We start from the raw sequence: 23,221 nt of genomic DNA, 5'->3' as shown, positions 1-23,221 counted from the left end.
GTTCCGAGGACCCCGAGTCGCGGCATGGCTCAGACTTCCCCGTACCTCTCCTGTTTGAACGCCGCCACGGCGCCCACCACGCCGGCCGTCCCGGGGAGCCGACCGGACACGATCTGGCAGGCTTCCTCCGCGCTGCGGAACGCGCGCCGGCGCACCTCGGCCCGCAGGGGCACGAAAAGATGGTCACCCGCGCGGGTGACGCCGCCCGCAATGACCACCATGGCCGGATTCAGGACGTTGATGATGTTGGCTACGCCGGCGCCCAGGAATTTGGCTGTCTCCTTCATGATCTCGTCGGCGTACGGGTCACCGAGCACCGCGGCCTCGTAGACCGTGGCCGCCGTGATGTCCTCCAGCCTGCCATTCACCAGGTCGGGCAGCATGGTCTCGGCACCCGCTTCGATGCCTTCAATGGCCCGCGCCGCAATAGCCGGCCCCGAGGCATACGCCTCGAGGCAGCCGTAGTTGCCGCACTTGCACTTGCGGCCGGTCGAGTCAATGGTCATGTGCCCGATCTCGCCTGCGGCGTCGCTCACGCCGTGGAAGATCTTGCCATTGAGCACGATGCCGCCGCCGATGCCGGTGCCCAGGGTGAGCCCCACGAGGGTATCCACATCGCGCCCCACACCCAGCCACCACTCGCCGTAGGTGGCACAGTTCGCATCATTGTCCAGGGTAGCCGGCAGGTGGACCGCATTCGCGATCAGGTCGCGCAGCGGGAAATTGCGCCACCCCAGGTTGGGCGTATTGATGACCGTGCCGGTCTGGCGGTCCAGCGGGCCGGGCGAGCCGATGCCCACGCCCGCGAACTCCTGGCGCGAGCCCGCATGCTCGGCCAGCACTTCGGCGATCGCTTGCTCGACCAGGCCCACGATCCGGTCCACGACGAACTTCGCGCCGCGCGCCGCCTCCGTAGGCTGGCTGTGCAGGGCCAGCACGTGACCGCCGTTTATGGGCAGGACGCCGACGACGACGTTGGTACCGCCCAGGTCGACCCCGACGATCCACTTCTTGTCCGCGGGAACAGCCATTTCCTCCTCTGGTGCCGGCTACGTCTCAGTCCCGCGCGCGGCGAGTGCCGCCTCGACGGCGGCCAGGACATCGCCCACTTCGATCAGCTTCAGGCATTCCACCTCGGCCCTCTCCAGAACATAGCCGCGGCCGCTCCGCGGACACCGGTTCTTCACGCAGGGCACGCACGGCAGCTCCGGGCGGCGCAGCAACCGGTGCGCCGCGCCCGCCGGACCCGTGACCGCCGGGTTGCCGGCTCCCCAGAGTGACACGGTCGGCGTGCCCACCGCTGCCGCCAGGTGCAGCGGCCCGCTGTCGTTGCTCACCAGCAGGTGGCAGTCGGCCAATCCGGCGGCGAGCAGCGGCAGGTCCGTGCGGCCGCCGGCATCGACTGCCACCTGGCCGGCCACGCGCGCCGTCAGTTCTCGCTCCGCCGGCCCGCCGAACACGATAACGCGCGCTCCTCGGGCCGCCAGGGCGCGGGCCAGGGCGGCGAAGCGGCCGCCGTCCCAACGCCGGGAAGGCGCGTGGCCGCCCGGAAACAAGCCTACCACGGGGCGGCCGCCGCCCCCCACCAGGCGCGCCCACGCCTCCCGCGCACCCGCGGCAACCCTGACCCGCGGCACCAGCGGCGCGGCTGGCGGCGAGCCCGTCACCAGGGCGAAGTAGACTGCACTGCGGTGCAGCCCCGCCAGCCGGTGCAGCGGGACGGGCTCGGTCAGCAACATCGAGCGGCCGTCCGTCTGCATGCCGCGCCGCTCGCGCACCCCACCCAGCCGGAACAGCAGCGCGGAGGAGAAGGAGGGCGGCAGGAGCACGCCCCGCCGGTAGCGCCCGCGGCGCAGGCGCCGGACGCCACTCCAGAAGCCCGCCGCCCCCCGCTCGAGCGGCAGCACGCGGCCGCGGAACCCACTCAGCTCGAGCAGCGGCGCCAGCGTCTCGAGGACCAGCGTATCAGCCGCGGCCCCCGCCACCTCCAGCGCGGGCAGCGCCATCACCAGATCGCCCAGGTGGTTGGGGGCGCGGAGGATCAGCTCACGCGGCCGTGCCATTTCTCTCGGAGCTCGTGCCCGCGCCCGTGCACGTGCCCGTGCCCCTCGCCGTGCCCGGAAGCACCACCGCTCGACCGGATCCTTTCGCTCGAGGCAGGCGGAAGGCCGGGAAACGGATCGGCACAAACGATTCCCTCACCCGGCGAAAGGCGGGCTACGGGCACGGGCACGGGCACGGGTACTGGTACGGGTACGGGATCAGCAAAGGCTACTCCCCGACTTGCAGCACCGCCAGGAACGCCTCCTGCGGGATCTCGACCGTGCCCACCTGCTTCATCCGCCGCTTCCCCGCCTTCTGCTTTTCCAACAGCTTGCGCTTCCGCGTGATGTCCCCGCCGTAGCACTTGGCCGTCACGTTCTTGCGCAGCGGGCGGATGGTTTCCCGCGCGATGATCCGCGTGCCGATCGTCGCCTGGATCGCCACCTCGAAGAGCTGCCGCGGAATCAGCTCCCGCAGCTTTCCCGCCAGCGCGCGGCCGTAGTGGTACGCCTTCGAGCGGTGGATGACCACGCTGAACGCGTCCACGGCCTCGCCATTGATCAGCATCTCCAGCTTGACCAGGTCGTTGGGCCGGTACTCCAGCAACTCCCAATCCAGCGAGGCGTAGCCGCGCGTCGAGCCTTTGAGCCGGTCGTAGAAGTCCAGTACGATCTCCGCCAGGGGGAGCTGGTACACGAACTCGACACGCGTCGGGTCCAGGTAATGCATCGAGTCGAACTCGCCGCGCCGCTCGTGACACAGCTTCTGCACGTTGCCGATGTACTCCGCGGGGCAGACGATTCGCGCGCGCACGTAGGGCTCCTCGATGCGCTCGATCTTCGAGCGATCGGGCAGCGCGCTCGGATTCTCGACCTCGAGGCGCGTCCCGTCCGCCAGCACCACATGGTACTCGACGTTGGGCACCGTCGTCACCAGCTCGAGCCCGAACTCGCGCTCCAGCCGCTCCTGCACGATCTCCATGTGCAGCAGCCCGAGGAAGCCGCAGCGGAAGCCGAACCCCAGCGCCGTCGAGCTCTCCGGCTCGTAGAACAGGCTGGCATCGTTCAGCTTCAGCTTCTCGAGGGCGTCCCGCAGCTCTTCGTACTGGTCCGAATCCGTGGGGTACAGGCCGCTGAACACCATGGGCTTGATCTCACGGTACCCCGGCAAGAGCTCCGCCGCCGGCCGGTCCGCGTCCAGTACCGTGTCGCCCACCCGCGTATCGCTTACCCGCTTGATGCCGGCCAGCAGGTAACCCACCGCGCCCGGCCCCAGCACCGGCTGCGGCACCCGACCCAGGCGCAAATAGCCGACCTCGTCCACCTGGTAGGCGGCGCCCGTCGCGCCGAAGGCGATCCGCATGCCGGGCCGCAGGTGGCCGTCCACGACCCGCACATTGGGCACCGCGCCCTGGTATTTGTCGTAGTAGGAATCGAAGATCAGCGCCCGCAGCGGCGCGTCAGCCGCGCCCACCGGCGGCGGTACCCGCCGCAAAATCGCCTCGAGCAGCTCCTCCACCCCCGTCCCCTCCTTCGCCGAGACCTCGAGCACCTCCGCCGGATCGACGCCCAGCAGCTCGACCAGCTCCGCGCGCCGGCGCTCCGGCTCGGCTCCCGGCAGGTCGATCTTATTCAGCACCGGCACCACCTCGAGCCCCGCGTCCAGCGCCAGAAACAGGTTGGATAGCGTCTGCGCCTGAATGCCCTGGCTGGCATCCACCACCAGGAGCGCGCCCTCACAAGCCGCGAGCGAACGCGAAACTTCGTAGGTGAAGTCCACGTGCCCGGGAGTATCGATCAGGTTGAGCTCGTACTCCCCGCCGTCCCGCGCCGCATAGCGCATGCGCACCGCGTGCAGCTTGATGGTGATGCCGCGCTCCCGCTCCAGCGCATTGGTGTCCAGCACCTGCTCCCGCATCTCGCGCCGCTCGAGCGTCCCCGTCCGCTCCAGCAGCCGGTCCGCCAGCGTCGACTTGCCATGATCGATATGGGCAATGATGCAGAAATTCCGGATCCTCTCGATGCGCACGTCTCAGGAAAACCCCGCAAAGTGAAGCGCCACAAAGAAAAACCGAATATAACCGGGAAACGCATCGGAATCAATCAGCCGCCCGGCACGGCTGCGCCGGCTATTGACAGGTGCCGCCGAGGCGGCTTATCATGAGCTGTTGTCTCGCTGTAACCCCTTCTCCCCTTCACGTTTGCACCCCAGGGATCGAATCATGGCCTCGCGTTGCCCGAGTGCACATGCAGCGCCAGTAACCGACCAGCAAAGGACGCTCTGACTGGAGAACCGACCGTGACTCGCTCCCATGCAATCCTCGCCCTGGCCGCGCTCGGCGTGGCCTTTGCCTGGCCGCTCGACGCCCAGACCGGATCGAACCCGCGCAGTGCGGGGCTCGCCGGCGCCTACATGGGCCTGTCCCGCGGCTATGACGCCGTGAACTGGAATCCGGCCAACCTGGCGCTGGAAGGCCATTCGCTCTGGTCTCTAGGGCTGGGGCAGGTCACGCTGGACGGCGCCATGCTGGGCCCGGAGTTCAGCGACCTGTTCAAATTCGTCACCAAGGACCCGACAGACCAGGACCGCGCCCGCATCCTGAGCAAGATTCCCGACGAAGGGCTCGGCTTCCGCGGCGATGGCCAGGTCACAGCCGGCGCCTTGAGCATTGGCCCCGTGGCGGTCAGTGTGTCCAGCACGGGCATGTTGAATGCCAACTTCGGGCGCGAGTTCGTGGACTTGCTGCTCTACGCACGCCAGTACGGCGACATCGATTACAACCGGCTGGCCGAATACCGCGTAGGCAATACCACCTTGCGCAACGCCTGGTATCATACGGTGGTGGCCGGCTACGGCCGTGCGCTGGGTTCCACCTCTTCGTTCGGCACCGTGACCGTGGGCGTTGCCGGCCGTTTCGTGGTCGGCCAGAACCTGCAGCGCTTCCGCATCTTCGAGCCCAACATCAACCTGGCGACGAGCGAGTTCTCGATCCCGGTGGTGGCCGTCCAGTCCGCGGGTGGCACGGGGTACGGCGTCGACTTCGGCATCGCGGCGCAGCCCGAGCCAGGCCTGACGCTGGGGATAGCCGTCCAGAACGCGTTCCAGCACATGGAGTGGGACGAGGCGATCGAGGTCCGCAGTGCGGAGTTCGACGGCACAGAGCTGGACCTCGATCCGACGGAGCTACTGGACAGCCTGAAGGCGGAGGACTTCGACCCCGGCGCCGTGCCGCAGCAGGCGTACGAGACGGCGCGGGACCTGTTTCGCGAGGCGTACTTCCCGCGCGTGATCCGCGTGGGCATCGGCTACCAGACCGGCCTGACCTCCCTGGGCGCCACGTTCAGCACCACCCAGGGCAAGGGCGACCTGCACGCGGCCTGGCCCAAGTACCTGGCGTTCGGCCTCGAGCAGCAACTGCCCTTCCTCTCCTTCCTGCGGCTGCGCGGCGGATTCGCTACCTCGCTCGACGGCGCCAGCCAGCTCGCCGCGGGCACCAGCCTCGGCTTCGGGCCCCTGGCCCTGACGCTCGCCGGCACACTGGCCACCGGGAACGACGAAGCGCCGGTCGCGGATGGCACCAGCTTCGCTCCCTTCCGCTTCTCGGAGCGCCTGGCTGCCGGCTCAGGTTACGGCCTGAGCCTGGGCCTCGAGATCGCCAGCCGCTAGCGGGCCCAGAGTGGAGCGAGCTCGGCGCTGCCACGCTCCGTCCAGTGGGGCGTGGCAGCGCCCGTGGCTACCTCGTTTCCCGCGTAGAAAAGGAGGCGCGCGATGCGCGCCGCCTTGTCCGCATCGACCCGGTCCACTTCGTCCGAGGGCTGGTGGTAATCCTGGTGCACGCCGGCGAACACGAACAACGCGGGAACGCCGTGCTCGGCGAAATGGAAGTGGTCACTGCGGAAAAAGAAGCGCTCTTCGGGCCAGGGGTCATCGGCCACGGTGAGGCCGAGATCCGGGTGCTGCGCCGCAACTTCCCGCGCCAGCCCGCCAAGCGTGGTATACTCCGCGCCGACCGCGACCACGCTGTCGGGTGCGTTCCGGCCGATCATGTCGATGTTGAAGTTGGCCACCACCTGTCCCAGCGGAATCGGCGGCCGCGCCGTGAAGTGGGCCGAGCCTAGCAGCCCCTTCTCCTCCCCGCTCACGGCCAGGAAAATGAGGGAGCGAGCCGGCCGCGGGGAGAGCATGGCAAACGCCTCCGCGATCTCGAGCAACGCCGCAGTGCCGGAGGCGTCGTCATCGGCGCCGTTGTAAATCGAGTCGCCCGTCGCGTCCGCCGGCCCCACGCCCAGGTGGTCCATGTGCGCGCTGAAGATCACGTAGCTGTCGCGCAGAGCAGGGTCGCTGCCGGGCAGCAACGCAACCACGTTGGGCGGCTGCGCATCATCCAGGACCTGAGGCCGCACCAGGAAGTGCGCGCGAGCACCGGCCAGCGGCAACGGCCTGGTCTGGTTCTCTCCCCCCAGCGCGCGCAGAGCCTCGAGTTCCGCCCCCGCCGCCCGGACCAGCTCACGGGCCGCGCCGTCTCGCAGGTAGAACGACGGAATCTCGGGCAGTCCGCCGAACTGGCGCGCCGGTCGCGCCATCCAGCGCGCGAATCCGGCCAGCCAATCGGCGCCTATCGCGGGATCCAGCACAAAGAGGATGGCGCGGGCGCCAGCCGCCGCCGCAGCGGCTCGCGCCGCGTTGCGCGCCGCCTCCCACGTCGCGCCGACTCGACCGGGCAGGTCCACGAGCACGGCGGTGCCAGCCAGCGCACCCCCCGCGCCGGGCGGGACGCCGCCCGCCGCGAATACGAGCGCGACGTCCGCCTCCCCCGTCGCGCCAGGCTCGACCGCGTAGTCACCGCCGTAAGCTAGCACTCGCCGGAGCGACCCGACCGAGAGCTCGAGCTTCACCGACTCTGCCGGCAGCGAGATCAGCGGGAAAGGGTAACGCTGCAAGAACGTGCCACCATCACCCAGCGGCTCGAGTCCCAGCCGCTCGAACTCCGCAGCCAGATAGGCAGCCGCTCGTTCGAGGCCCGGACTCGGTGTCTCGCGGCCGCGCAGCTCGTCGCTCGAGAGCACCGCGATGTGCGCGCGCATCTCGTCTGCCGTAATGCTCGCCGCTGCCTGGAGCGGCGCAATCGTGTCCGACGCCGCCCGCGCCGACTCGGCCGAGGGAGCCGCACACCCCAACAGGAAAAATGACGCCGTCCACAGCGAACCTTGCGACAGCTTATTCCTTCGACGTTGGAGCAAGATGGCCTCCTTTCTCGGGCGCAGAATCAGCGGCCCGGCCTTTGCCTCCGCCGCCCGGCGGGCAAGCTCTGGCGGCGGCGCCCCAAAGATACCCGGTCGCGCCCGGGCGCGACCAGGCACTGCGATCTTCGCGCCCCTGCCGGGGTATCCCAGGCACTGGACAGGGTTGGCGCGCCGGCCGGATCGCTCGCCGCGGCTCGAGCGGCTGCCGGCCCCATCGAGCCCGGAATCGACCTGGCCAGGTGGTCGGCTTCGACCAGGAAAGGTTTTGTCCATGAGCATCACGCAGCACAGTCCGCCCCGGGCCGCGCGCCCCGAGCTGCTCAGCCCGCGGGAGCTGTCCGCCATGGGCGGGCTGGAATTCATTGCGCGCCGGGTCGTCGAGGGCTTCCTCGCCGGGCTACACCGCTCGCCGCACCGGGGTTTCTCGGTCGAATTCGCCGAGCACCGGGCGTACCAGCCCGGTGATGACCTGCGCTACGTGGATTGGCGCATGTTCGGCCGCTCGGATCGGTATTACGTGAAGCAGTTCGAGGAAGAGACCAACCTGCGCGCGTATCTGCTGCTGGACGCCAGTGCCTCCATGGCGTGGAGCTCGGCGCCGGGTGAGATTCCCCCCAAGTTGTGGTATGCCAAGCAGCTCGCAGCCTGCCTGGCCCTGCTGCTGCTACGGCAGGGGGATGCGGTGGGAGTCGTCGGCTTTGACCAGGCCGTCCGCAGCCACGTGGCGCCGCGCGGCGGGCGCCGCCACTGGCACGAAGTGCTGCGCGCGCTGGCGCCGCTCCAGGCGGCCGGCCGCACCGAGGCCGGCAGCGCGCTGCGCGACATCGCCGGCCGACTGCGCCGGCGCGGGCTGGTAATCCTGCTTTCTGACCTGCTGGTCGAGCCGGAATCGACGCGTCTGGCACTGCGCTTCCTGCGGCACCGGGGCCACGAGGTGCTGGTATTCCACCTGCTGGATCCCGGGGAGCGAGAGTTGCCGGGCGTCGGCGATGCGCGCTTCATTGACCCCGAGACAGGCGACGAGCTGCCGGTGAGCGTCGCCGACTTGCGTGCCGAATACCGGGAGGCGGTCGAGCGCGCCCTGGCCGAGTGGCGCGACACGCTCGTGCCGCTGGGCATGGACTATACGGTGGTGGAGACGGAAGCCGCTCTGGTTCCAGCACTGCGCGCCTACCTGCACAAGCGGGAGCGCCTCGGCTGATGGGCTTCCTGCAGCCCTGGCTGCTGGCGCTGGGCGCGGCCGTCGCCGTTCCGTTGATCCTGCACCTGCTGCAGCGGCATCAGGGGCCGCGACTGGTGTTTCCGGCTTTGCGCTACCTGCGCCGTGCGGAGACGGAGCACGCGCGGCGCATCCGGCTGCGGCAGCTCCTGCTCCTCGCCTTGCGCGTCGCCGGCCTGCTGCTCCTGGCACTCGCCGCCGCACGGCCGGTCGCGCGGCGCGGCGGCGCCGCACACGAGCCCACTGCAGCCGTGATCATCCTGGACAATTCGCTCAGCAGCGGTCTCGTCCAGGGCGACCGGCGCGTGCTCGAGGTGTTGAAGCAGCGGGCGCTGGAAACGCTGGCCCGAGGCCGGCCGGAGGATCGGTTCTGGCTGATTCGCGCGGGTGTGCCCGGCGAGCCGGCGTTGCCCGGCGATGCCGTCAGCACGGCGCAGCGGGTACGTGTGACGGAGGTCACGGCAGGCGCGGCCGAGCTCAGCATAGCCGTCCAGCGGGCCCGGGCGCTGCTCTCGGCCGGCGCCGAGGGCCGGGCCACCGAAATCCACGTGCTGAGCGATCTGCAGGCCTCCGGCTTTTCCGGGACGGTCGAGGGCGACGAAGGCGCGCCGCCGCTCGTGGTATGGGCACCCAGGCGCCAGGTGCCGGCAAATAGGGCAGTGGCCGATGTCCAGGTGGGCGGCGGCGTTGCGCCGCGTGCTGGCGAACGCTCGAGCGTGGCGGCTACGATCGTGGGTGCGGGCGCCCGTGATTCCCTGAGTCTGCGCCTGCTCGTCGAGGGCCGCGTGGCCGCGGCGGCTGTCGTCGCCGGGGGGAGTGGAGCCGGGGACACGACCGCCCGGGCGCTTGCCGCGCTGCTACCCTTCCCGCCCCGCGGCGCCGGCCTGGTTACCGGCTGGGTCGAGATCGACCCCGATGCCTTGCGAGCCGATGACCGGCGCTATTTCGCCGTACGCATCCAGCCGCCGCCCACAGTGGCGCTTGCCGAGCCCCTGCCCTTCGTCGAGCAGGCGCTGGACGTATTGGCCGACGCGGGCCGCCTCCGCCGCGTTCCCCCGCCATCGGCCGACCTGGTAGTGGCGCCCGCCGCCGCAGGGGCCGAGGCCGTACGCAGGGGCCGCACGGCGCTTGTCCTCGCCCCGGCTTCGAGCATCGAGCTACCCGCGGCTAACCGGCGGCTGGCGGCGGCCGGGATTCCCTGGCGCCTGGGCCCGCCGGCGGCCGGCGGCGAGTCCAGGGTGGGAGGGGTTCGCGGGGACGAAGAAATGGGGAAGGCGCTGGAGGGCACCAGGATCCACGAGGCGTACGTGCTGGAACGGCGCCCCAGTGCCGAGCCGGATACCGTGCTCCTGCGCCTGCACGATGGCGCGCCCTGGGTTGTCGCGGGGGAGACGGCGGGTGGCGGGCGCTATCTCCTGGTCGCCTCGGCGCTCTCCACGGAAGCGACCACACTGCCCACGTCAGCCGCCATGCTCCCGCTGCTGGATCGCTTGCTCGGCGCCTGGGCAGCCGCTCAGCCGCCGCGCGCCGAAGCGGCGCCCGGCGGCACCATCACCGTGCCGCCGGAGGCTCGAACCATCGTGCGCCCGGATGGGGAACGGGAGACCGTGGCTGGCGGAGCCGCTTACAGCGCGCCCGCGATCCCCGGCATCTACCGGGTCCTGGCCGGCGACCGGCTGGTCGATGGGTTTGCCGTGAATCCACCCGCCGCCGAGTCCGACCTCACCCGCCTGGATGGCGGCCGCATTGCCGCCCTGTTCCCGGGCTGGCCCGTCGAAGCGGCAGCGGACCCCGGAGCATGGCGCGCCGCCGTTTACCGCCGCCGCGTGGGGCGGGAGGTGTGGCGGCCGCTCGTCCTGGCCGCACTCGGCATCCTGCTCATGGAAGGGCTTCTGGCCGCTGCGGGCGCCGCTCCCCGTCGGGCCGCTCGGGCCGGTGCGGAGATCCTGCCGGCGGAGCCGGAACCCGCTCCGCGGCGCGGCAGCCTCGAGGGCGAGACGAGCGGGGCGCGGCACAGTGTGGCGGCCGAGCCGCAGGCGGGAGGGCGCTAGAGTGGCACACCCCGCGTTGATCCAGGCGATGTCGCGCCAGCCGGGCTTCCACGAACTACGGCAGCGGCTTCCCGCGCCCGGCGAGTCGCTGCGGCTGGGCGGGCTCGCCGGTTCGACGCCGCCGCTTCTTCTGGCGGGGCTCGCCGAAGCCCTGCCCCAGCGGCTGTGGGTCTTCATCGCCGCCGACCCGGCCGGCGCCGAGGCCGCAGAAGCCGACCTGCAGGCCTTGATGGAAGAGCGCCAGGTCACGCTCTATCCCCAGCGGGAGGCGCTGCCATACGAGGCCGAAGAGCCGCACCTCGAGGTGAGCGGCTTGCGCGTCGAGGCGCTGGAAGCGCTGCTGGCGCGCCGGGCCCGCATCCTCGTTACCACGCTGCGGGCGCTGCAGGAGCAGGCCGAGATCCCGAGTGAGCTGGCGGAGCTGCGCCTCACCCTCGCGGTCGGCGATGCCGCGCCGCCCTACCAGCTCGCCCAGCGCCTCGAAGCCATGGGGTTCACCCGCGTGCCGCTCGTCGAGGCGGTCGGCGAGTTCGCGCTGCGGGGCGGGATCCTCGATCTCTTCGGCTTCGGCGCGGCCGAGCCCGTGCGCCTCGAGTTCTGGGGTGACGACATCGCCTCGATCCGCCAGTTCGAAATCCTCGACCAGCGTTCGACGCGGGAAGTGCCGCGCGTCGATGTCCTGCCGGTCGATTTGCGCCGGGTAAGCGACGCCACGACGGCTGCGCCTCGACCGGTGCGCCGCTCGCTGCTGGACGTGCTGCCGCGGGATGCACTGCTGGTCGACACCGTCGCCGCCGCGGCGGAAGAGGGCTTCCGCCGCACCTGGACCGAGCTGCTGCATCTGCATCAGGCCGAGCGGCGGCGCGGCGGCGAACCGGCAGCACCCGAGGCGCTGTTCCTGCCGCCGGAGCAGGCACTCGAGCGGCTCTCCTCATTTGGCCGGCTCACTCTGGCAGCGGGCGGCGCCGCGGACCTGCGCTTCCACACCCGCGAGTCCGAGCCGGTCGACCGGGACATGGAGCGCCTCTCCGCTATCCTGCGCGCCGGCGCGGCTCGAGGCGAGGACACCTTCGTCCTGTGCGACAACACGGGACAGCTCGAGCGCCTCGAGGAGCTGCTGGGCAACGGCGGACTGCCGCCGCGCGCGACCCTGGCGCTCGGCACCCTGGCCCACGGATTCGTGCTCGAAGGAGCCGAGCCGCCCCTGCGCGTGCTTACGGACCACGAGATCTTCCGCCGCGACCGCCGGCTCCGGCGCGGCCGCCGCTTCCATGGCGCCGCCGCACTGGAAAGCCTGGCCCAGCTCCGGCCGGGCGACTACGTCGTACACCTGGATCACGGCATCGGCCGCTTCCTCGGGCTCGAGCGCGTGCGCGTCGCCGCCGAGGAAATCGAGGCCCTGGCCATTGAATACGCCCAAGGTGAGATCCTGCGCGTGCCCGTCTACCGCCTCGACCTCATCGAGCGCTGGGTCGCCGACCGCGAGGATGCCGCGCCGCCCCGGCTGCACCGCATTGGCGGCAGGAGCTGGAAAACGCTGCGCAGCAAGACCGAGCAATCCATCCTGCAGATGGCCACTGAACTGCTCGAGCTGTACGCCGCCCGCCAGGTCGCGGAGGGCCACGCCTTCCCGGCCGACACCCGCTGGCAAAAAGAGATGGAGTCCAGCTTTCTCTACGAGGATACGCCCGACCAGCGGCAGGCGACGGGCGACGTGAAGCGCGACATGGAGTCGCGCCGTCCCATGGACCGGCTGCTCTGCGGCGACGTCGGCTACGGCAAGACGGAGGTCGCGATCCGCGCCGCGTTCAAGGCAGCGCAGGAGGGGAAGCAGGCCGCTGTCCTGGCGCCCACAACCATTCTCGTCGAGCAGCACCTCCACACCTTCCGCCAGCGGCTGGCCGGCTACCCCGTGCGCATCGAGGCGCTTTCCCGGTTCCGAACGCCCCGCGAGCAGCAGCAGATCCTGGCCGCCGTGGCCGAGGGACGCGTGGACATCCTGATCGGCACGCACCGGCTCCTCGAGCCCGACGTCGTGTTCCGCGACTTCGGCCTGCTGGTCGTGGACGAAGAGCAGCGCTTCGGCGTGCGCCACAAGGAGACGCTCAAGGAGCTGAAACGAAATATTGATGTCCTGGCGCTCACCGCTACACCCATTCCCCGAACCTTGCATCTCTCGCTGGCCGGCCTGCGCGATCTCTCCCGCATCGAAACGCCACCCCGGGACCGCATGCCCATCATCACCCATGTCGTGCCCTGGGTGGATGAGATCCTCGAGGATGCGCTGCGCCGCGAGCTGGACCGGGGCGGCCAGGTCTTCTTCGTGCACAACCGCGTCGAGACCATCGCGGGCATCGCCGAGCGCGTGCAGCGTCTCCTTCCCCACGCCGCCGTGGGCATCGCCCACGGCCAGCTCCCGGCCACCCAGCTCGACCGGATCATGCGCCGCTTTCTCGAGGGGGAGATCCAGGTCCTGGTCACGACCGCCATTATCGAGAACGGCCTGGACGTGCCCACCGCCAACACGCTGCTCGTCGACCGCGCCGACCAGTTCGGCCTCGCCCAGCTCTACCAGCTTCGCGGCCGCGTCGGGCGCTCGCACCACCGCGCCTACTGCTACCTCGTCGTGCCCGATGAACTCACCCCGGAAGCGGAACGGCGCCTGCGCATCCTCGAGCACTACACCGAACTGGGCAGCGGCTACGCCATCGCGCTCAAGGACCTCGAGCTGCGCGGCGCAGGCAACATCCTGGGCGCCGAACAGTCCGGGTTCGTGCACGCCGTGGGCATGGACACCTACACGCGCCTCCTGGATGAAGCGATCCGGCGCCTGCGCGGCGAGCGCGCCGCCGAACGCTTCCCGCCGCCCGAGGTGGCGCTCGAGGGCGGCACCTACTTCCCGGACGGCTACGTGCCCGACGCTTCCCAAAAGCTCCATCTCTATCGACGCCTCGCCCGCATGCAGCACGCGGCGGAGGTCACCGTGCTGAGAGAGGAGCTGCGCGACCGATTCGGGCCGCCACCGCCTGAGGCCGACCGCCTGCTGGCCGCCACCACGCTGCGCTTGCTGGGCGCGCGCATTGGCCTCGAGCGCCTGCTGCTGCGCGGCCGCGAAGCGCGCCTCAACTTCAGGGAAGGCGTCGTCCCGCGACTGGCCAGTGTGCAGGGGGCGCTGCGCGACCAGAACATCGAGATCGAGGTGCGCCGACCCATGCCGCTGTCCCTCGTGCTGCGCAGTCCGGCAACCCAGCCGCTCACGGAAACACTCGCCGCAGCCCTCGAGCTCCTCGCCAGCAGCCGCGCCCGCGCCGCCTGAGTGGTCGAATTCACAAATAGGGCGGCATTGGGCACCGTACTTGTGAACTCGACCACTGAGCCTACAGCAGAACAGTTAGAGCAGTTCAGGCCGGTGGCGGAAAGCTGGAATGGCGGCTAGGTTTTAACATCTTGACCTTTTCCCCAGGCAACCCTCCAGCAGGTTACAGGAGAAGACATGGCAAAGATGATCGCGTTCATTGCCCTGGCCGGTGGACTATCCTTCGCGGCTTGTGAGAGCTTTGGCCAGGCGATGACCGCTCATACGGATGTGGTGGCCCGTGCCAATGGCCACGAGTTGACCGTGACGGAAGCGGCGTCGCTGCTGGCGGCGAATCCGCGGCTGCCGGCGCAGGCGGAGGTGGTCGACGCGGTGGCGAACCTCTGGGTGGACTACATCCTCCTGGCCACGGCGGCGGCCGAGGACTCGACGCTGCGCTCGGTGGATCTGTCGGGCGTGGTGCGTCCCAACGTCGAGCAGGCCATCGTCTGGAAGCTGCGTGACAAGGTGATCAAGGTCGACACGGCACTCACCGAGCAGGAGCTGCGTGCGCTCTACGAGAAGGAGCAGCCGGATCTGCAGGTTCGGGCGCGGCACATCCTGCTGCGGCTCCCGGCCGATGCGACGCCGGCGCAGCGGGACAGTGTGATGGCCCTGGCGGAGGAGCTGCGGCAGCGAGCGGCGGCCGGTGCGGACTTCGCGGCGCTGGCCCGGGAATACAGTCAAGATCCGGGCAGTGCGCAGCAGGACGGTGACCTGGGCTTCTTCGGCCGCGGCCAGATGGTCGCGCCGTTCGAGGAGGCGGCGTTCGCCCTGGGCGTGGGCGCGGTGAGCCAGGTAGTCGAGAGCCCGTTCGGCCTCCACGTCATCAAAGTGGAGGAACGCAAGCTGCCGGACTTCGCGCAGGCGAAGGAGGGCTTCCGCGAGCGGGCGAAGGTGCAGGTGCAGATGGATGCGGAGGAAGCATACATCAAGCAGCTCACGGATCCGCGGAAGATCAAGATTCAGGAAGACGCCTACGAGGTGGCGCGGGATCTGGCGCAGAAGCCCAACCTGCAATTAGGCCAGCGGGCGGCGGCGCGGCCGCTGGTTACCTATGAGGATGGCAAGCTTACCGCGGGCGAGTACCAGGAGATCATGCGCCGCTTCCCGCCCAATACGCGGGCGCGTTACGCGGCAGCCAGCGAGGAGCAGCTCGAGCCGGTGCTCACCGCTCTGACCAAGAACGAAGTCCTGATTCAAGAGGCGGTACGGCAGGGAATCGAGGTCTCGGCGGCCGAGCGGGACAGCATGCAGGCGGAATCGCGCAGGGGGCTGCTGGCCGCGGCGGTCGCCGCTGGTCTCCGGACCATCGAGCCCAAGGAAGGCGAGACCAAGGCGCAGGCCATCGAGCGGAGTGTCATGAGCCTGCTGGAAGGAATCATCAAGGGCGAGCGGGACGTGCTGCCTCTCGGACCGGTCGCTTACTCGCTGCGCGACCAGCGTCCCGGGCAGGTGCTCGAGCGCGCCTATCCTGCCGTGGTGGCACGCGTCGAGGCGAGCCGGCCGGCGGCAACGCCGGCACCCAACGTCCCGGGCGCGCCACCTCCGGCGCCGGCGCCGCCCGACACGGGTGCCGGGAGCCGCTAACTTAGGAACCTGAGCACGTTCAGGGGATATAACCGTGGGCCGGCGCGGGAGCGCCGGCCCGATCCCTTTCAAGGGGGAACTTGTTACAGATGCGGCAGTTGCGGATTCCTCTCCTGGTCGCACTCACCCTCTTTCTTTCTGCCGCGCAGGCGCCGGCGCAGGAGCCAGCGCCGTCCGGTGAAATGGTCGATCGCGTTGTCGCCGTGGTCGGCGACAGCATCATCCTGCAGACGGATCTGGAGGAGGACCTGCTGCGGCTCTCCCTCGCGGCCGGCCAGCCCCTGCCCGAGGACCCCGTGCTGCTGGAGCGGCTGCGGCGCCAGGCGCTGCAGAGCAAGATCGAGGAGTACCTGCTGGTCCAGGCGGCGGAGCGGGATTCGGTGACCGTGCCCGCCGAGGAAGTCGAGCAACGGGTCGAGCGCGAGCTGGAGCAGCGACGGAACGCGTTCGGCGGCGAACGAGCTCTCGAGCAAGCCTTGCGCAGCGAGCGGCTGACGCTGGCCGAGTTCCGGGACAGGCTGAACCGGCAGTACACGCGCAACTTGCTGGTGGAAGCATACGTGGGGAAGGCACTCAGGGGGCGGCGCGCACCGCCCGTCGGCGAGGCGGCCATCCGTAACTTTTGGGAGGCGCAGCGCGAGCGGCTGGGCCAGCGTCCGGCCACGATTTCGTTCAAGCAGGTGGTGGTCGCGCCGCAGCCGACGGACTCGGCCCGGGCGGCGGCGCGCCGGCTGGCCGAAGAGATCCTGAACCGCTTACTCAAGGGCGAGGATTTCGAGCAACTCGCGCGGCGCTATTCGGACGATCCGGGCACGCGCGAAAAGGGCGGGGACCTGGGCTGGTTCCGCAGCGGCCAGATGGTGCCGGCCTTCGAGGAGGTCGCGTTCGCGATGCGCCCCGGCCAGATCAGCAATATTGTCGAGACCACGTTCGGCCTGCACCTGATCAAGCTGGAGAAGGCGCGCGGCGCGGAGCGCCAGGCGCGGCACATCCTGATCAAGCCGGAATTGACGGAAGCGGACACGGAGCGGGCCCGCGCCCTGGCCGAGGAGGTCGCGGCGAAGGTACGTGCCGGCGAGCCGCTCGAAGATCTCGGGCACCGTCACGGCGACGCGTCGGAGGACAGTGTGGTTGGCCCGCACCCTCGCGACCAGTTGCCGCAACCCTACGCGACGGAGCTGGCCCAGGCCACGGCCGGCGCCGTGATCGGCCCCTTCCGCCTGCCGGCCGAGGCGGGCACGCAGAAATGGGCGGTGGTGAAGGTGACGGAAGTAGTCGAAGCCGGCGAATACACCCTGGACGATCCTGCGCTCCGGGCGCAGGTCCGCCAGCAGCTCGAGCAGCAGAAGCTATACGAGGAGCTGGTCAAAGAGCTGCGCCAGCGCACCTACGTGGAAATCCGGCTGTGATGTCAGGGGCCTACGATGCGCCCGGGGCGGCAGGAGCAGCCCGCCGCCCCGTCCCGGCACGGGTACGGCTCGCGGTCACGCTGGGCGACCCGCGCGGCATCGGGCCGGAAGTAGCAGCGGCAGCGGCGCAGTCGCTCTCGCGCGATGACTCGCGCCCCGTGCTGCTCTTCGTGGGTCCAGAAGGCACCGGCGCCGAAGCGGCCGCCGACGAATTCATCGCCGTAGGACAGTGGAGCGGCGGCGGCGACGCAGTGATTGCCGGCCGCCTCGCGGGAGCGGCGATCCGGACCGCGTGCCGGCTCGCGCTGGACGGCGCGGTCGACGCACTGGTCACGGCCCCCGTCGACAAGGCCGCCCTGCACGCCGCGGGCTTCGAGTACCCAGGCCACACCGAAATGCTGGCGGAATGGGCCGGCACCCAGGCCGTAGCCATGATGATGGTGGCCGAAAGCACGCGCTTGGGAGGGCCGCTGCGCGTCGTCCTGGCCACCAGGCACCTGCCGCTGGCCCAGGTGCCGGCCGCACTGTCCGCCGCCCGAATCATCGAGCAAACGCGGCTGGCCGCGGCCGGCCTGCGCAGCGGCTGGGGCATCCCGGACCCGCGCATCGCGCTCTGCGCCGTGAACCCGCACGCCTCCGATGGCGGACTCTTTGGTGACGAGGAGGCGCGCATCCTGGAGCCAGCACGCCGGGCCCTGCTCGCGGAAGGCGTAGCCGCCACGGGCCCGATCGCGGCGGACACCGTATTCGTCCGCGCCTTGGGTGGCGAGTTCGACGCCGTCGTGGCACCGTACCACGACGTGGGAATGGCCGCCTTCAAGACGGCCGCATTCGGCCAGGGCGTGAACGTGACTCTCGGGCTGCCCTTCCCCCGTACCTCGCCGGACCACGGGACCGCCATGGACATTGCGGGCCGCGCCGCCGCCGACCCATCGTCGATGCGGGAAGCCCTTGGGCTGGCACAGCGGCTGACCCGCGCGTACCGCGCCACGAGCCGGTTGGTGTCATGATCCGGTTCCAGCACGTCAGCAAGGAGTACCCGCGATCGGGTTTCGCCCTGAAGGACGTCACCTTCGAGGTGAAGAAGGGCGAGTTCTGCTTCCTGACGGGGCACAGCGGCGCGGGCAAATCGACGGCGCTCCGGCTGGTCCACCTGGCGGAGCGGCCGACGCGCGGCGAAGTGCGGGTGAGCGGCTACTCATCTCTGTCGGTCAGACCCCGTGAAATCGCGGTGCTGCGTCGCAAGATCGGCTTCATCTTCCAGGACTTCCGCCTGCTCGCGAACCGGACTGCGGCCGAGAACGTCGCCTTCGCCCTGGAAGTGACCGGCGCCCGCCGCTCGTTGATCCGGACGAAGGTCAGCCGGCTGCTCGCTCAGGTGGGGCTCGCGAGCAAGGCACAGGCCTTCCCTGCAGAATTGTCCGGCGGCGAGCAGCAGCGGGTGGCAGTTGCGCGCGCACTGGCCAACGATCCTATCGTGCTGCTGGCGGACGAGCCCACTGGGAACCTGGACGGACGCGCCAAGCGAGGGATCTTCGAGCTGTTCCGCTCGATCAATGCGGCGGGCACGGCAGTGATCCTGGCGACGCATGACCAGGATCTGGTGCGCTGCACGCCGAGCTGCCGCATGATCGAGCTGGATCACGGGGCACTGGTGTACGATTCAGCCTTTGTGGACCAGTAATGATGCCTTACGCGTTGCGGGAAGCCCTGGCCGCCTTTCGCCGGACCCCCGTGCTCACGGGCCTGTCCGCCGCCATGATCGGACTTTCACTGTTCGTGGTGGGGTTGTTCGGCGTGGCTGCCCACAACATCAGCCGGGTGCTGGACCGGGTCGAGTCCCGCGTCGAGGTCGTCGCTTACCTCGAGGACGCCGCACCCCTGCAGGCTGTGCGCGCCGCGCAGAGCGAGATCAGCGGGCTGCCGGAGGTGCTCGAGGTGTTTTACATCTCGCGCCAGCAAGCGCTCGAGCTGGCCAAGCGGGAGCTCAGCGAGTTCCGCGACATCTTCGGGGACCTGAGCGTGAACCCGCTGCCCGCGTCCCTCGAGATCCGGCTGCGCCCCGGCTACCGCAGTCCGGAAAGCGTGCAGGCGGTGGCGGACCGCATTGATCGCTACCCCTTCGTCGAGGATGTGCGCTTCGGCCGGGAATGGCTGGACAAGGTCTTCCTGCTCCGGCGCGTCGCTGGAGCAGCCACCGCTGTGCTGGGCGGCGCGTTCGCGTCCGTGGCCGTCCTCATCATTGGCGCGGCGGTGCGCATGGCCATCTTTGCGCGCAAGGAGGAGATCGCCATCATGCGGCTGGTGGGCGCCACCGACGGTTTCGTCCGCCGGCCATTCCTGATGGAAGGGTTCCTGACTGGGGTATTCGGCGCCGCGCTGGCGCTGCCCTTCATCTACATCATCTACCGGGTCCTGTCCGACGCAGTGTTCCAGCTCGAATGGCTGCCCGACATGTGGGTCCTGGCGGGCGCCGCCACCGGCGGGCTGCTGGGCGTGTTTGCCAGCGGGATAGCCGTGCGCCGCCACCTTCGCGAAATATGACCCTGACCGGCCGCGTCCTGGCCTGCGGCTGGGCGGCGCTGCTTGCCGTCGCAGCTCCCGCCGCAGCTCAGGAGACGGTGCAGCGGGAGCTGCGCGAGAGCCAGCTCAGGCTCGACCAGATCCGCCGCGAGCGTGAGGAGCTGCAGCAGCAGATGGAGCGCCTCCGCACCCGCGTGCGGAGCGTGGCCGGTGAGCTGGCCAACATCGAGCGGCAGCGGTCCGCGTCGGCCGGGGCGCTGCGCGAGATCGAGTTCCAGCAGAAGGCGCTGGCCGGCAACATTGACGCCATCAATGGGGAACTGGCGAAGACGCGGGCGCGACTCGAGCAGAGGAACAACGTAATGGCGGGGCGGCTGCGCTCGATCTACAAGCGTGGCCCGCTGCACGCCGTGCGTGTGCTGCTCACGGCGGAAAGCTTCGGCGACCTGCTCAACCGATACAAGTACCTGCACCTCGTGAGCTCCTACGACCAGGTGCTGCTGGACGAGGTTGGGCGGCTCGAGCGCGAATTGCTGGCGCAGGGGGGGGAGCTGAAGGACAATCTGGCGCAGCTCCAGGAGCTGCGCGCGGAAAAGGCGAGCGAGTTCACCCAGCTCCAGCAACTCGAGACGGAACACGCCCGCGCGCTGAACGCCGTGCGGCGGGAGGAGCGGCAGGCGGAGGGACGGCTGGCGCAGATCGCGAAGGATGAGACCCGGCTGACCGGCCTGATCGGCGATCTGGAGCGCAAGCGGCGGGAGGAAGACCGGCGCCGTGTGATCGCCGGAGGCCAGCCTGCGGCTGAGGCGGCAACGCTCAGCACCCGCGACCTGGGGTCGCTCGGCTGGCCCGTCGAAGGCGAGCTCATCTACCGCTTCGGCCCGGAACGCCGCCCCAACGGCGTGGTCTTGCGTTGGAACGGGATCGGCATTGCCGCGCCTACCGGCACGCCGGTGCGCGTCGTGGAGGCGGGAACGGTGGCCATGGCCGGCAACTTCGAGGGCTACGGTCCCACGGTGATCGTGAGCCATGGCGGCGGCTTCTACACCTCCTACCACTACCTGGGCGCGATCCAGGTCCGGGAAGGGCAGCGCGTGGGCGCGCGGCAGGTGATTGGAACCGTGGGCGGCCAGCGCACGCCGGAGGGGCCACACATCGAGTTCCAGGTGCGGGCGCCCACGCGCGGCGGGCTTCCCGAGCCGGTGGATCCACTGGGCTGGCTGCGCGAACGCGCCCGCGGATGAGTCCGCTGCCGCCGGTGCAGGGCCACGCGGCCGTTCGCGCCGCCCTGGGCCGCGCCGTTCGGCACCGGGATCTCCCGGGCTCGCTTCTCTTCCACGGCCCACCGGGCGTGGGCAAGCAGCGCACTGCTCTCTGGCTTGCCCAGCTCCTGGCCTGCGCGGACACGCGCGCGCTCGAGCCTTGCGGCACCTGCCACCCCTGCCGTCTCGCGCTGGGACTCACCCACCCCGATGTGCACTGGTTCTTCCCGCTTCCCCGGCCGCGCCATGGCGGCAGTATCGAGAAGCTCGCGGAGACGCTGGAAGAGGCGCGCGCCACGGAGCTGGCCGCGCGCCGCGCCGACCCGCTCCGCGCCACCGCGCCCGGCGAACCCGTCGGCCTCTTCTTCGCCCAGGTCCGGACCATCCGCCGCATGGCCACCGCTCGGCCCGTGCTGGGGCGCAAGGTCTTCGTCATCGGCGAGGCCGAGCTGCTCGTACCTCAGGAGGCCAGCCAGGAAGCAGCCAACGCGCTGCTCAAGCTGCTCGAGGAGCCGCCGCGGGACACGAGCTTCGTACTCACGTCCGCTGATCCGGACGCGCTGCTGCCCACCATCCGATCCAGGCTGCTCCCGGTCCGCTTCCGGCCCGTCGCGTACGAGGACGTGACCCGCTTCCTGATCGAGCAGCGCGGCGTCGCCGCCGAACGGGCCGCCCTCGTCGCCCGCCTCGCCCAGGGGTCCATCGGCCGGGCCCTGGGGTTCCTGCCCGCCGAGGATGGCGAGCCCGGTCCCCTCGAAGCCCTCCGCATCCAGGCCCGCCAGCTTCTCGAAGCCGCCCTCGCCGCTTCGCCCCTGCCCCGCTTGAGCGCCGCCCATAGCACCCCGGCCAGCCGGGCGCGCGGCGCTTTTGGCGACCTGCTCGACGCCCTCGCCCTCTGGGTACGCGACCTCGCCGCCACCGCCGCCCAGGCCGAAGGCCAGGTAGTCAACGCCGACGCCCAGACCCTGCTGCGGGAGCTCGCGGCCCGGCTGCACCGGCCGCCAGCCGCGGGCGCGCCCGCGGCACTGCGCGCCATCGACGCGGCCCGCTACCTGGGCCGGCTGAACGTGAATCCACAGCTCACGCTGGCCTGGCTGCTGCGCTCCCTGCACCAGCAACTGGCGAACGCGGCGCCGCTGGCCGACCTGCCCGACTGAGTAAATTGTGCGGAGCGCGCCGCTCCGCTATTTTGCTGGCATGGCCCGTACGCTCACCCACCAGGATGCTACCGGCCGGCCGCGCATGGTGGACATCGGCGGCAAGGAGGCGACCGAGCGGGTCGCCGTCGCCGAGGGCCGATTGGTCATGGCGCCGGCCACGCTCGCCGCCCTACTCGAGGGACGGGGCGGCAAAGGGGACGCGCTCGTGGTGGCGCAGATCGCAGGGATCCAGGCGGCCAAGCGCACGGCCGAGCTCATACCGCTCTGCCACCCGCTGCCCCTCACACACGTGGACGTGACGCTCGAGCCCGATGACGAGCTTCCTGGCTTGCGTGCCACCGCCAGCGCAGCCGTGGTGGCGCCCACCGGCGTGGAAATGGAAGCGCTGACGGCCGTGGCTGTGGCCCTCTTGACCGCCTACGACATGCTCAAAGGGTTGGATCGCGCCATGCGGGTCGAGGGTATCCGGCTGCAGCACAAGGCGGGCGGCCGGAGCGGCACCTGGCACGCGGCACCGACCACGGCTAGCAGCATCGCCTCCTCACCCACTCCTCCCTGTGCGGGCGCCGGCCGGCAAGCCAGGGCGCGCGCCCCAGCACGAGGTGCCTGACATGGCAAGAAGGAAAGAGGAGACGACGACGGCTCACAGGCCCTCGCCGCTGCGACAGTGGGAGCGCGAGACCATCGGGCGCTGGAACCGCGTGTACCGGCCACTCTGGTCGACGGCGCGGTGGCCGCTGGCCGCCAGTCTGGTCGCCCTTGCGGCCTTTGCCATCGGGCAGCGGACGGCGCCGACGGCGGTAGTCGCGGCCGCCACGCCCGCCGAGGTAGCCGACCTGCGCGAACTGCTCTCCAAAGCGCAGGCGGAGCTGACTGCCCGCTGGGGCGAGCTCGAGCTGGCGCGGCTCGAGCTTACGCGGGTGAATCGCATCATGACCAAGTCGGCCCGCTACGGTATTCCCGCGGACCTGGCCGGCGACATTTACAGCATGGCGGTGGCGGAAGGAATCGAGCCCAACCTGGCATTCAAGCTGGTGCGCGTGGAAAGCGGCTTCGCCCGCAAGGCCGTAAGCCCTGTGGGCGCGGTTGGCTTGACGCAGGTCATGCCCAGCACGGCATTCGGGCTCGATCCGCGCCTGGGCTACCGTGAGCTCTTCGAGCGAGAGACGAACCTGCGCCTCGGCTTCCGCTATTTGCGAATCATGCTCGATAAGTATGATGGCGACTGGCGGCTCGCCTTGCTCGCCTACAACCGCGGCCCCGCCACCGTGGACTCGATCCGGCGCTTCGGCGGCGACCCGGCCAACGGCTACGATCGCGCTGTGCTGGCCGGACAGGATTAGAAGGCGGCGGCAGCCCAAGCTCC

Annotated in this window: 17 protein-coding genes; 13 read left to right on the top strand and 4 right to left on the bottom strand. The window is 70.3% G+C overall.

The window, feature by feature from the left end:
• Positions 1 to 29: 29 nt before the first annotated feature.
• From HY703_05605 to lepA, 3 genes are all read right to left on the bottom strand, one after another.
• Entirely contained in the window at positions 30 to 1,031 is a 1,002-nt protein-coding gene (locus HY703_05605; protein MBI4544646.1) for an ROK family protein, read from the bottom strand.
• An 18-nt stretch (positions 1,032 to 1,049) separates the two neighbouring features.
• Positions 1,050 to 2,063 carry a glycosyltransferase family 9 protein gene (locus HY703_05600; GenBank protein MBI4544645.1) on the bottom strand — a complete coding sequence of 338 codons (1,014 nt, stop codon included), beginning with the start codon at positions 2,061 to 2,063 and terminating at the stop codon, positions 1,050 to 1,052.
• Positions 2,064 to 2,271: 208 nt separating this feature from the next.
• The gene (lepA, locus tag HY703_05595; protein ID MBI4544644.1) at positions 2,272 to 4,071 is read right to left on the bottom strand and encodes an elongation factor 4; all 1,800 of its coding nucleotides are present in this window, start codon (positions 4,069 to 4,071) and stop codon (positions 2,272 to 2,274) included.
• A gap of 270 nt (positions 4,072 to 4,341) precedes the next feature.
• Between lepA and HY703_05590 the strand changes: the two genes are divergently transcribed.
• Complete coding sequence (locus HY703_05590) at positions 4,342 to 5,709, top strand: hypothetical protein (protein MBI4544643.1); 1,368 nt, start codon at positions 4,342 to 4,344, stop codon at positions 5,707 to 5,709.
• On the opposite strand, the gene HY703_05585 is transcribed toward HY703_05590, so the two are convergent.
• Positions 5,706 to 7,283, bottom strand: a complete 1,578-nt coding sequence (locus tag HY703_05585; protein MBI4544642.1) for a M28 family peptidase — start codon at positions 7,281 to 7,283, stop codon at positions 5,706 to 5,708. The two genes, HY703_05590 and HY703_05585, sit on opposite strands and share 4 nt — an antisense overlap.
• A gap of 274 nt (positions 7,284 to 7,557) precedes the next feature.
• Between HY703_05585 and HY703_05580 the strand changes: the two genes are divergently transcribed.
• The 12 genes from HY703_05580 to HY703_05525 all read left to right on the top strand — a co-directional run bounded on the left by HY703_05580 (position 7,558) and on the right by HY703_05525 (position 23,198).
• Positions 7,558 to 8,487, top strand: coding sequence for a DUF58 domain-containing protein (locus HY703_05580; protein ID MBI4544641.1), 930 nt, complete (start codon positions 7,558 to 7,560; stop codon positions 8,485 to 8,487).
• Positions 8,487 to 10,556, top strand: coding sequence for a BatA domain-containing protein (locus HY703_05575; protein MBI4544640.1), 2,070 nt, complete (start codon positions 8,487 to 8,489; stop codon positions 10,554 to 10,556). Before HY703_05580 ends, HY703_05575 begins: the two co-directional genes overlap by 1 nt.
• A gap of 1 nt (position 10,557) precedes the next feature.
• A complete protein-coding gene (mfd, locus tag HY703_05570) occupies positions 10,558 to 13,872 on the top strand; it encodes a transcription-repair coupling factor (GenBank protein ID MBI4544639.1) in 3,315 nt (1,104 codons plus the stop codon).
• 177 nt (positions 13,873 to 14,049) lie between these two features.
• Entirely contained in the window at positions 14,050 to 15,501 is a 1,452-nt protein-coding gene (locus HY703_05565) for a peptidylprolyl isomerase (protein ID MBI4544638.1), read from the top strand.
• A gap of 182 nt (positions 15,502 to 15,683) precedes the next feature.
• Positions 15,684 to 16,910, top strand: coding sequence for a peptidylprolyl isomerase (locus HY703_05560; GenBank protein MBI4544637.1), 1,227 nt, complete (start codon positions 15,684 to 15,686; stop codon positions 16,908 to 16,910).
• Entirely contained in the window at positions 16,910 to 17,920 is a 1,011-nt protein-coding gene (gene pdxA, locus HY703_05555; GenBank protein MBI4544636.1) for a 4-hydroxythreonine-4-phosphate dehydrogenase PdxA, read from the top strand. Before HY703_05560 ends, pdxA begins: the two co-directional genes overlap by 1 nt.
• On the top strand, positions 17,917 to 18,594 hold the full coding sequence (gene ftsE / locus HY703_05550) for a cell division ATP-binding protein FtsE (protein MBI4544635.1): 678 nt from the start codon (positions 17,917 to 17,919) through the stop codon (positions 18,592 to 18,594). Before pdxA ends, ftsE begins: the two co-directional genes overlap by 4 nt.
• The gene (locus tag HY703_05545) at positions 18,594 to 19,454 is read left to right on the top strand and encodes an ABC transporter permease (protein MBI4544634.1); all 861 of its coding nucleotides are present in this window, start codon (positions 18,594 to 18,596) and stop codon (positions 19,452 to 19,454) included. Before ftsE ends, HY703_05545 begins: the two co-directional genes overlap by 1 nt.
• Positions 19,451 to 20,677 carry a peptidoglycan DD-metalloendopeptidase family protein gene (locus tag HY703_05540; protein ID MBI4544633.1) on the top strand — a complete coding sequence of 409 codons (1,227 nt, stop codon included), beginning with the start codon at positions 19,451 to 19,453 and terminating at the stop codon, positions 20,675 to 20,677. The genes HY703_05545 and HY703_05540 overlap by 4 nt, the downstream gene beginning before the upstream one ends.
• Positions 20,674 to 21,852, top strand: coding sequence for an AAA family ATPase (locus HY703_05535; protein ID MBI4544632.1), 1,179 nt, complete (start codon positions 20,674 to 20,676; stop codon positions 21,850 to 21,852). The genes HY703_05540 and HY703_05535 overlap by 4 nt, the downstream gene beginning before the upstream one ends.
• 40 nt (positions 21,853 to 21,892) lie before the next feature.
• Positions 21,893 to 22,465 carry a cyclic pyranopterin monophosphate synthase MoaC gene (moaC, locus tag HY703_05530; protein ID MBI4544631.1) on the top strand — a complete coding sequence of 191 codons (573 nt, stop codon included), beginning with the start codon at positions 21,893 to 21,895 and terminating at the stop codon, positions 22,463 to 22,465.
• Position 22,466: 1 nt separating this feature from the next.
• Positions 22,467 to 23,198, top strand: a complete 732-nt coding sequence (locus tag HY703_05525; GenBank protein MBI4544630.1) for a transglycosylase SLT domain-containing protein — start codon at positions 22,467 to 22,469, stop codon at positions 23,196 to 23,198.
• Positions 23,199 to 23,221: the final 23 nt, after the last annotated feature.

The sequence above is a fragment of the Gemmatimonadota bacterium genome, from assembly GCA_016209965.1.
In the GTDB taxonomy this organism is placed as follows: domain Bacteria; phylum Gemmatimonadota; class Gemmatimonadetes; order Longimicrobiales; family RSA9; genus JACQVE01.
This window is presented reverse-complemented; position numbering and strand designations above follow the sequence as displayed.

What these genes read in the sequence shown, in the direction of transcription:
- HY703_05605 (MBI4544646.1), bottom strand. Translation starts at nt 1,031, where the DNA reads ATGGCTGTTCCCGCGGACAAGAAGTGGATCGTCGGGGTCGACCTGGGC.
- HY703_05600 (MBI4544645.1), bottom strand. Translation starts at nt 2,063, where the DNA reads ATGGCACGGCCGCGTGAGCTGATCCTCCGCGCCCCCAACCACCTGGGC.
- HY703_05580 (MBI4544641.1), top strand. Translation starts at nt 7,558, where the DNA reads ATGAGCATCACGCAGCACAGTCCGCCCCGGGCCGCGCGCCCCGAGCTG.
- HY703_05575 (MBI4544640.1), top strand. Translation starts at nt 8,487, where the DNA reads ATGGGCTTCCTGCAGCCCTGGCTGCTGGCGCTGGGCGCGGCCGTCGCC.
- HY703_05565 (MBI4544638.1), top strand. Translation starts at nt 14,050, where the DNA reads ATGGCAAAGATGATCGCGTTCATTGCCCTGGCCGGTGGACTATCCTTC.
- HY703_05560 (MBI4544637.1), top strand. Translation starts at nt 15,684, where the DNA reads ATGGTCGATCGCGTTGTCGCCGTGGTCGGCGACAGCATCATCCTGCAG.
- pdxA (MBI4544636.1), top strand. Translation starts at nt 16,910, where the DNA reads ATGTCAGGGGCCTACGATGCGCCCGGGGCGGCAGGAGCAGCCCGCCGC.
- ftsE (MBI4544635.1), top strand. Translation starts at nt 17,917, where the DNA reads ATGATCCGGTTCCAGCACGTCAGCAAGGAGTACCCGCGATCGGGTTTC.
- HY703_05545 (MBI4544634.1), top strand. Translation starts at nt 18,594, where the DNA reads ATGATGCCTTACGCGTTGCGGGAAGCCCTGGCCGCCTTTCGCCGGACC.
- HY703_05540 (MBI4544633.1), top strand. Translation starts at nt 19,451, where the DNA reads ATGACCCTGACCGGCCGCGTCCTGGCCTGCGGCTGGGCGGCGCTGCTT.
- HY703_05535 (MBI4544632.1), top strand. Translation starts at nt 20,674, where the DNA reads ATGAGTCCGCTGCCGCCGGTGCAGGGCCACGCGGCCGTTCGCGCCGCC.
- moaC (MBI4544631.1), top strand. Translation starts at nt 21,893, where the DNA reads ATGGCCCGTACGCTCACCCACCAGGATGCTACCGGCCGGCCGCGCATG.
- HY703_05525 (MBI4544630.1), top strand. Translation starts at nt 22,467, where the DNA reads ATGGCAAGAAGGAAAGAGGAGACGACGACGGCTCACAGGCCCTCGCCG.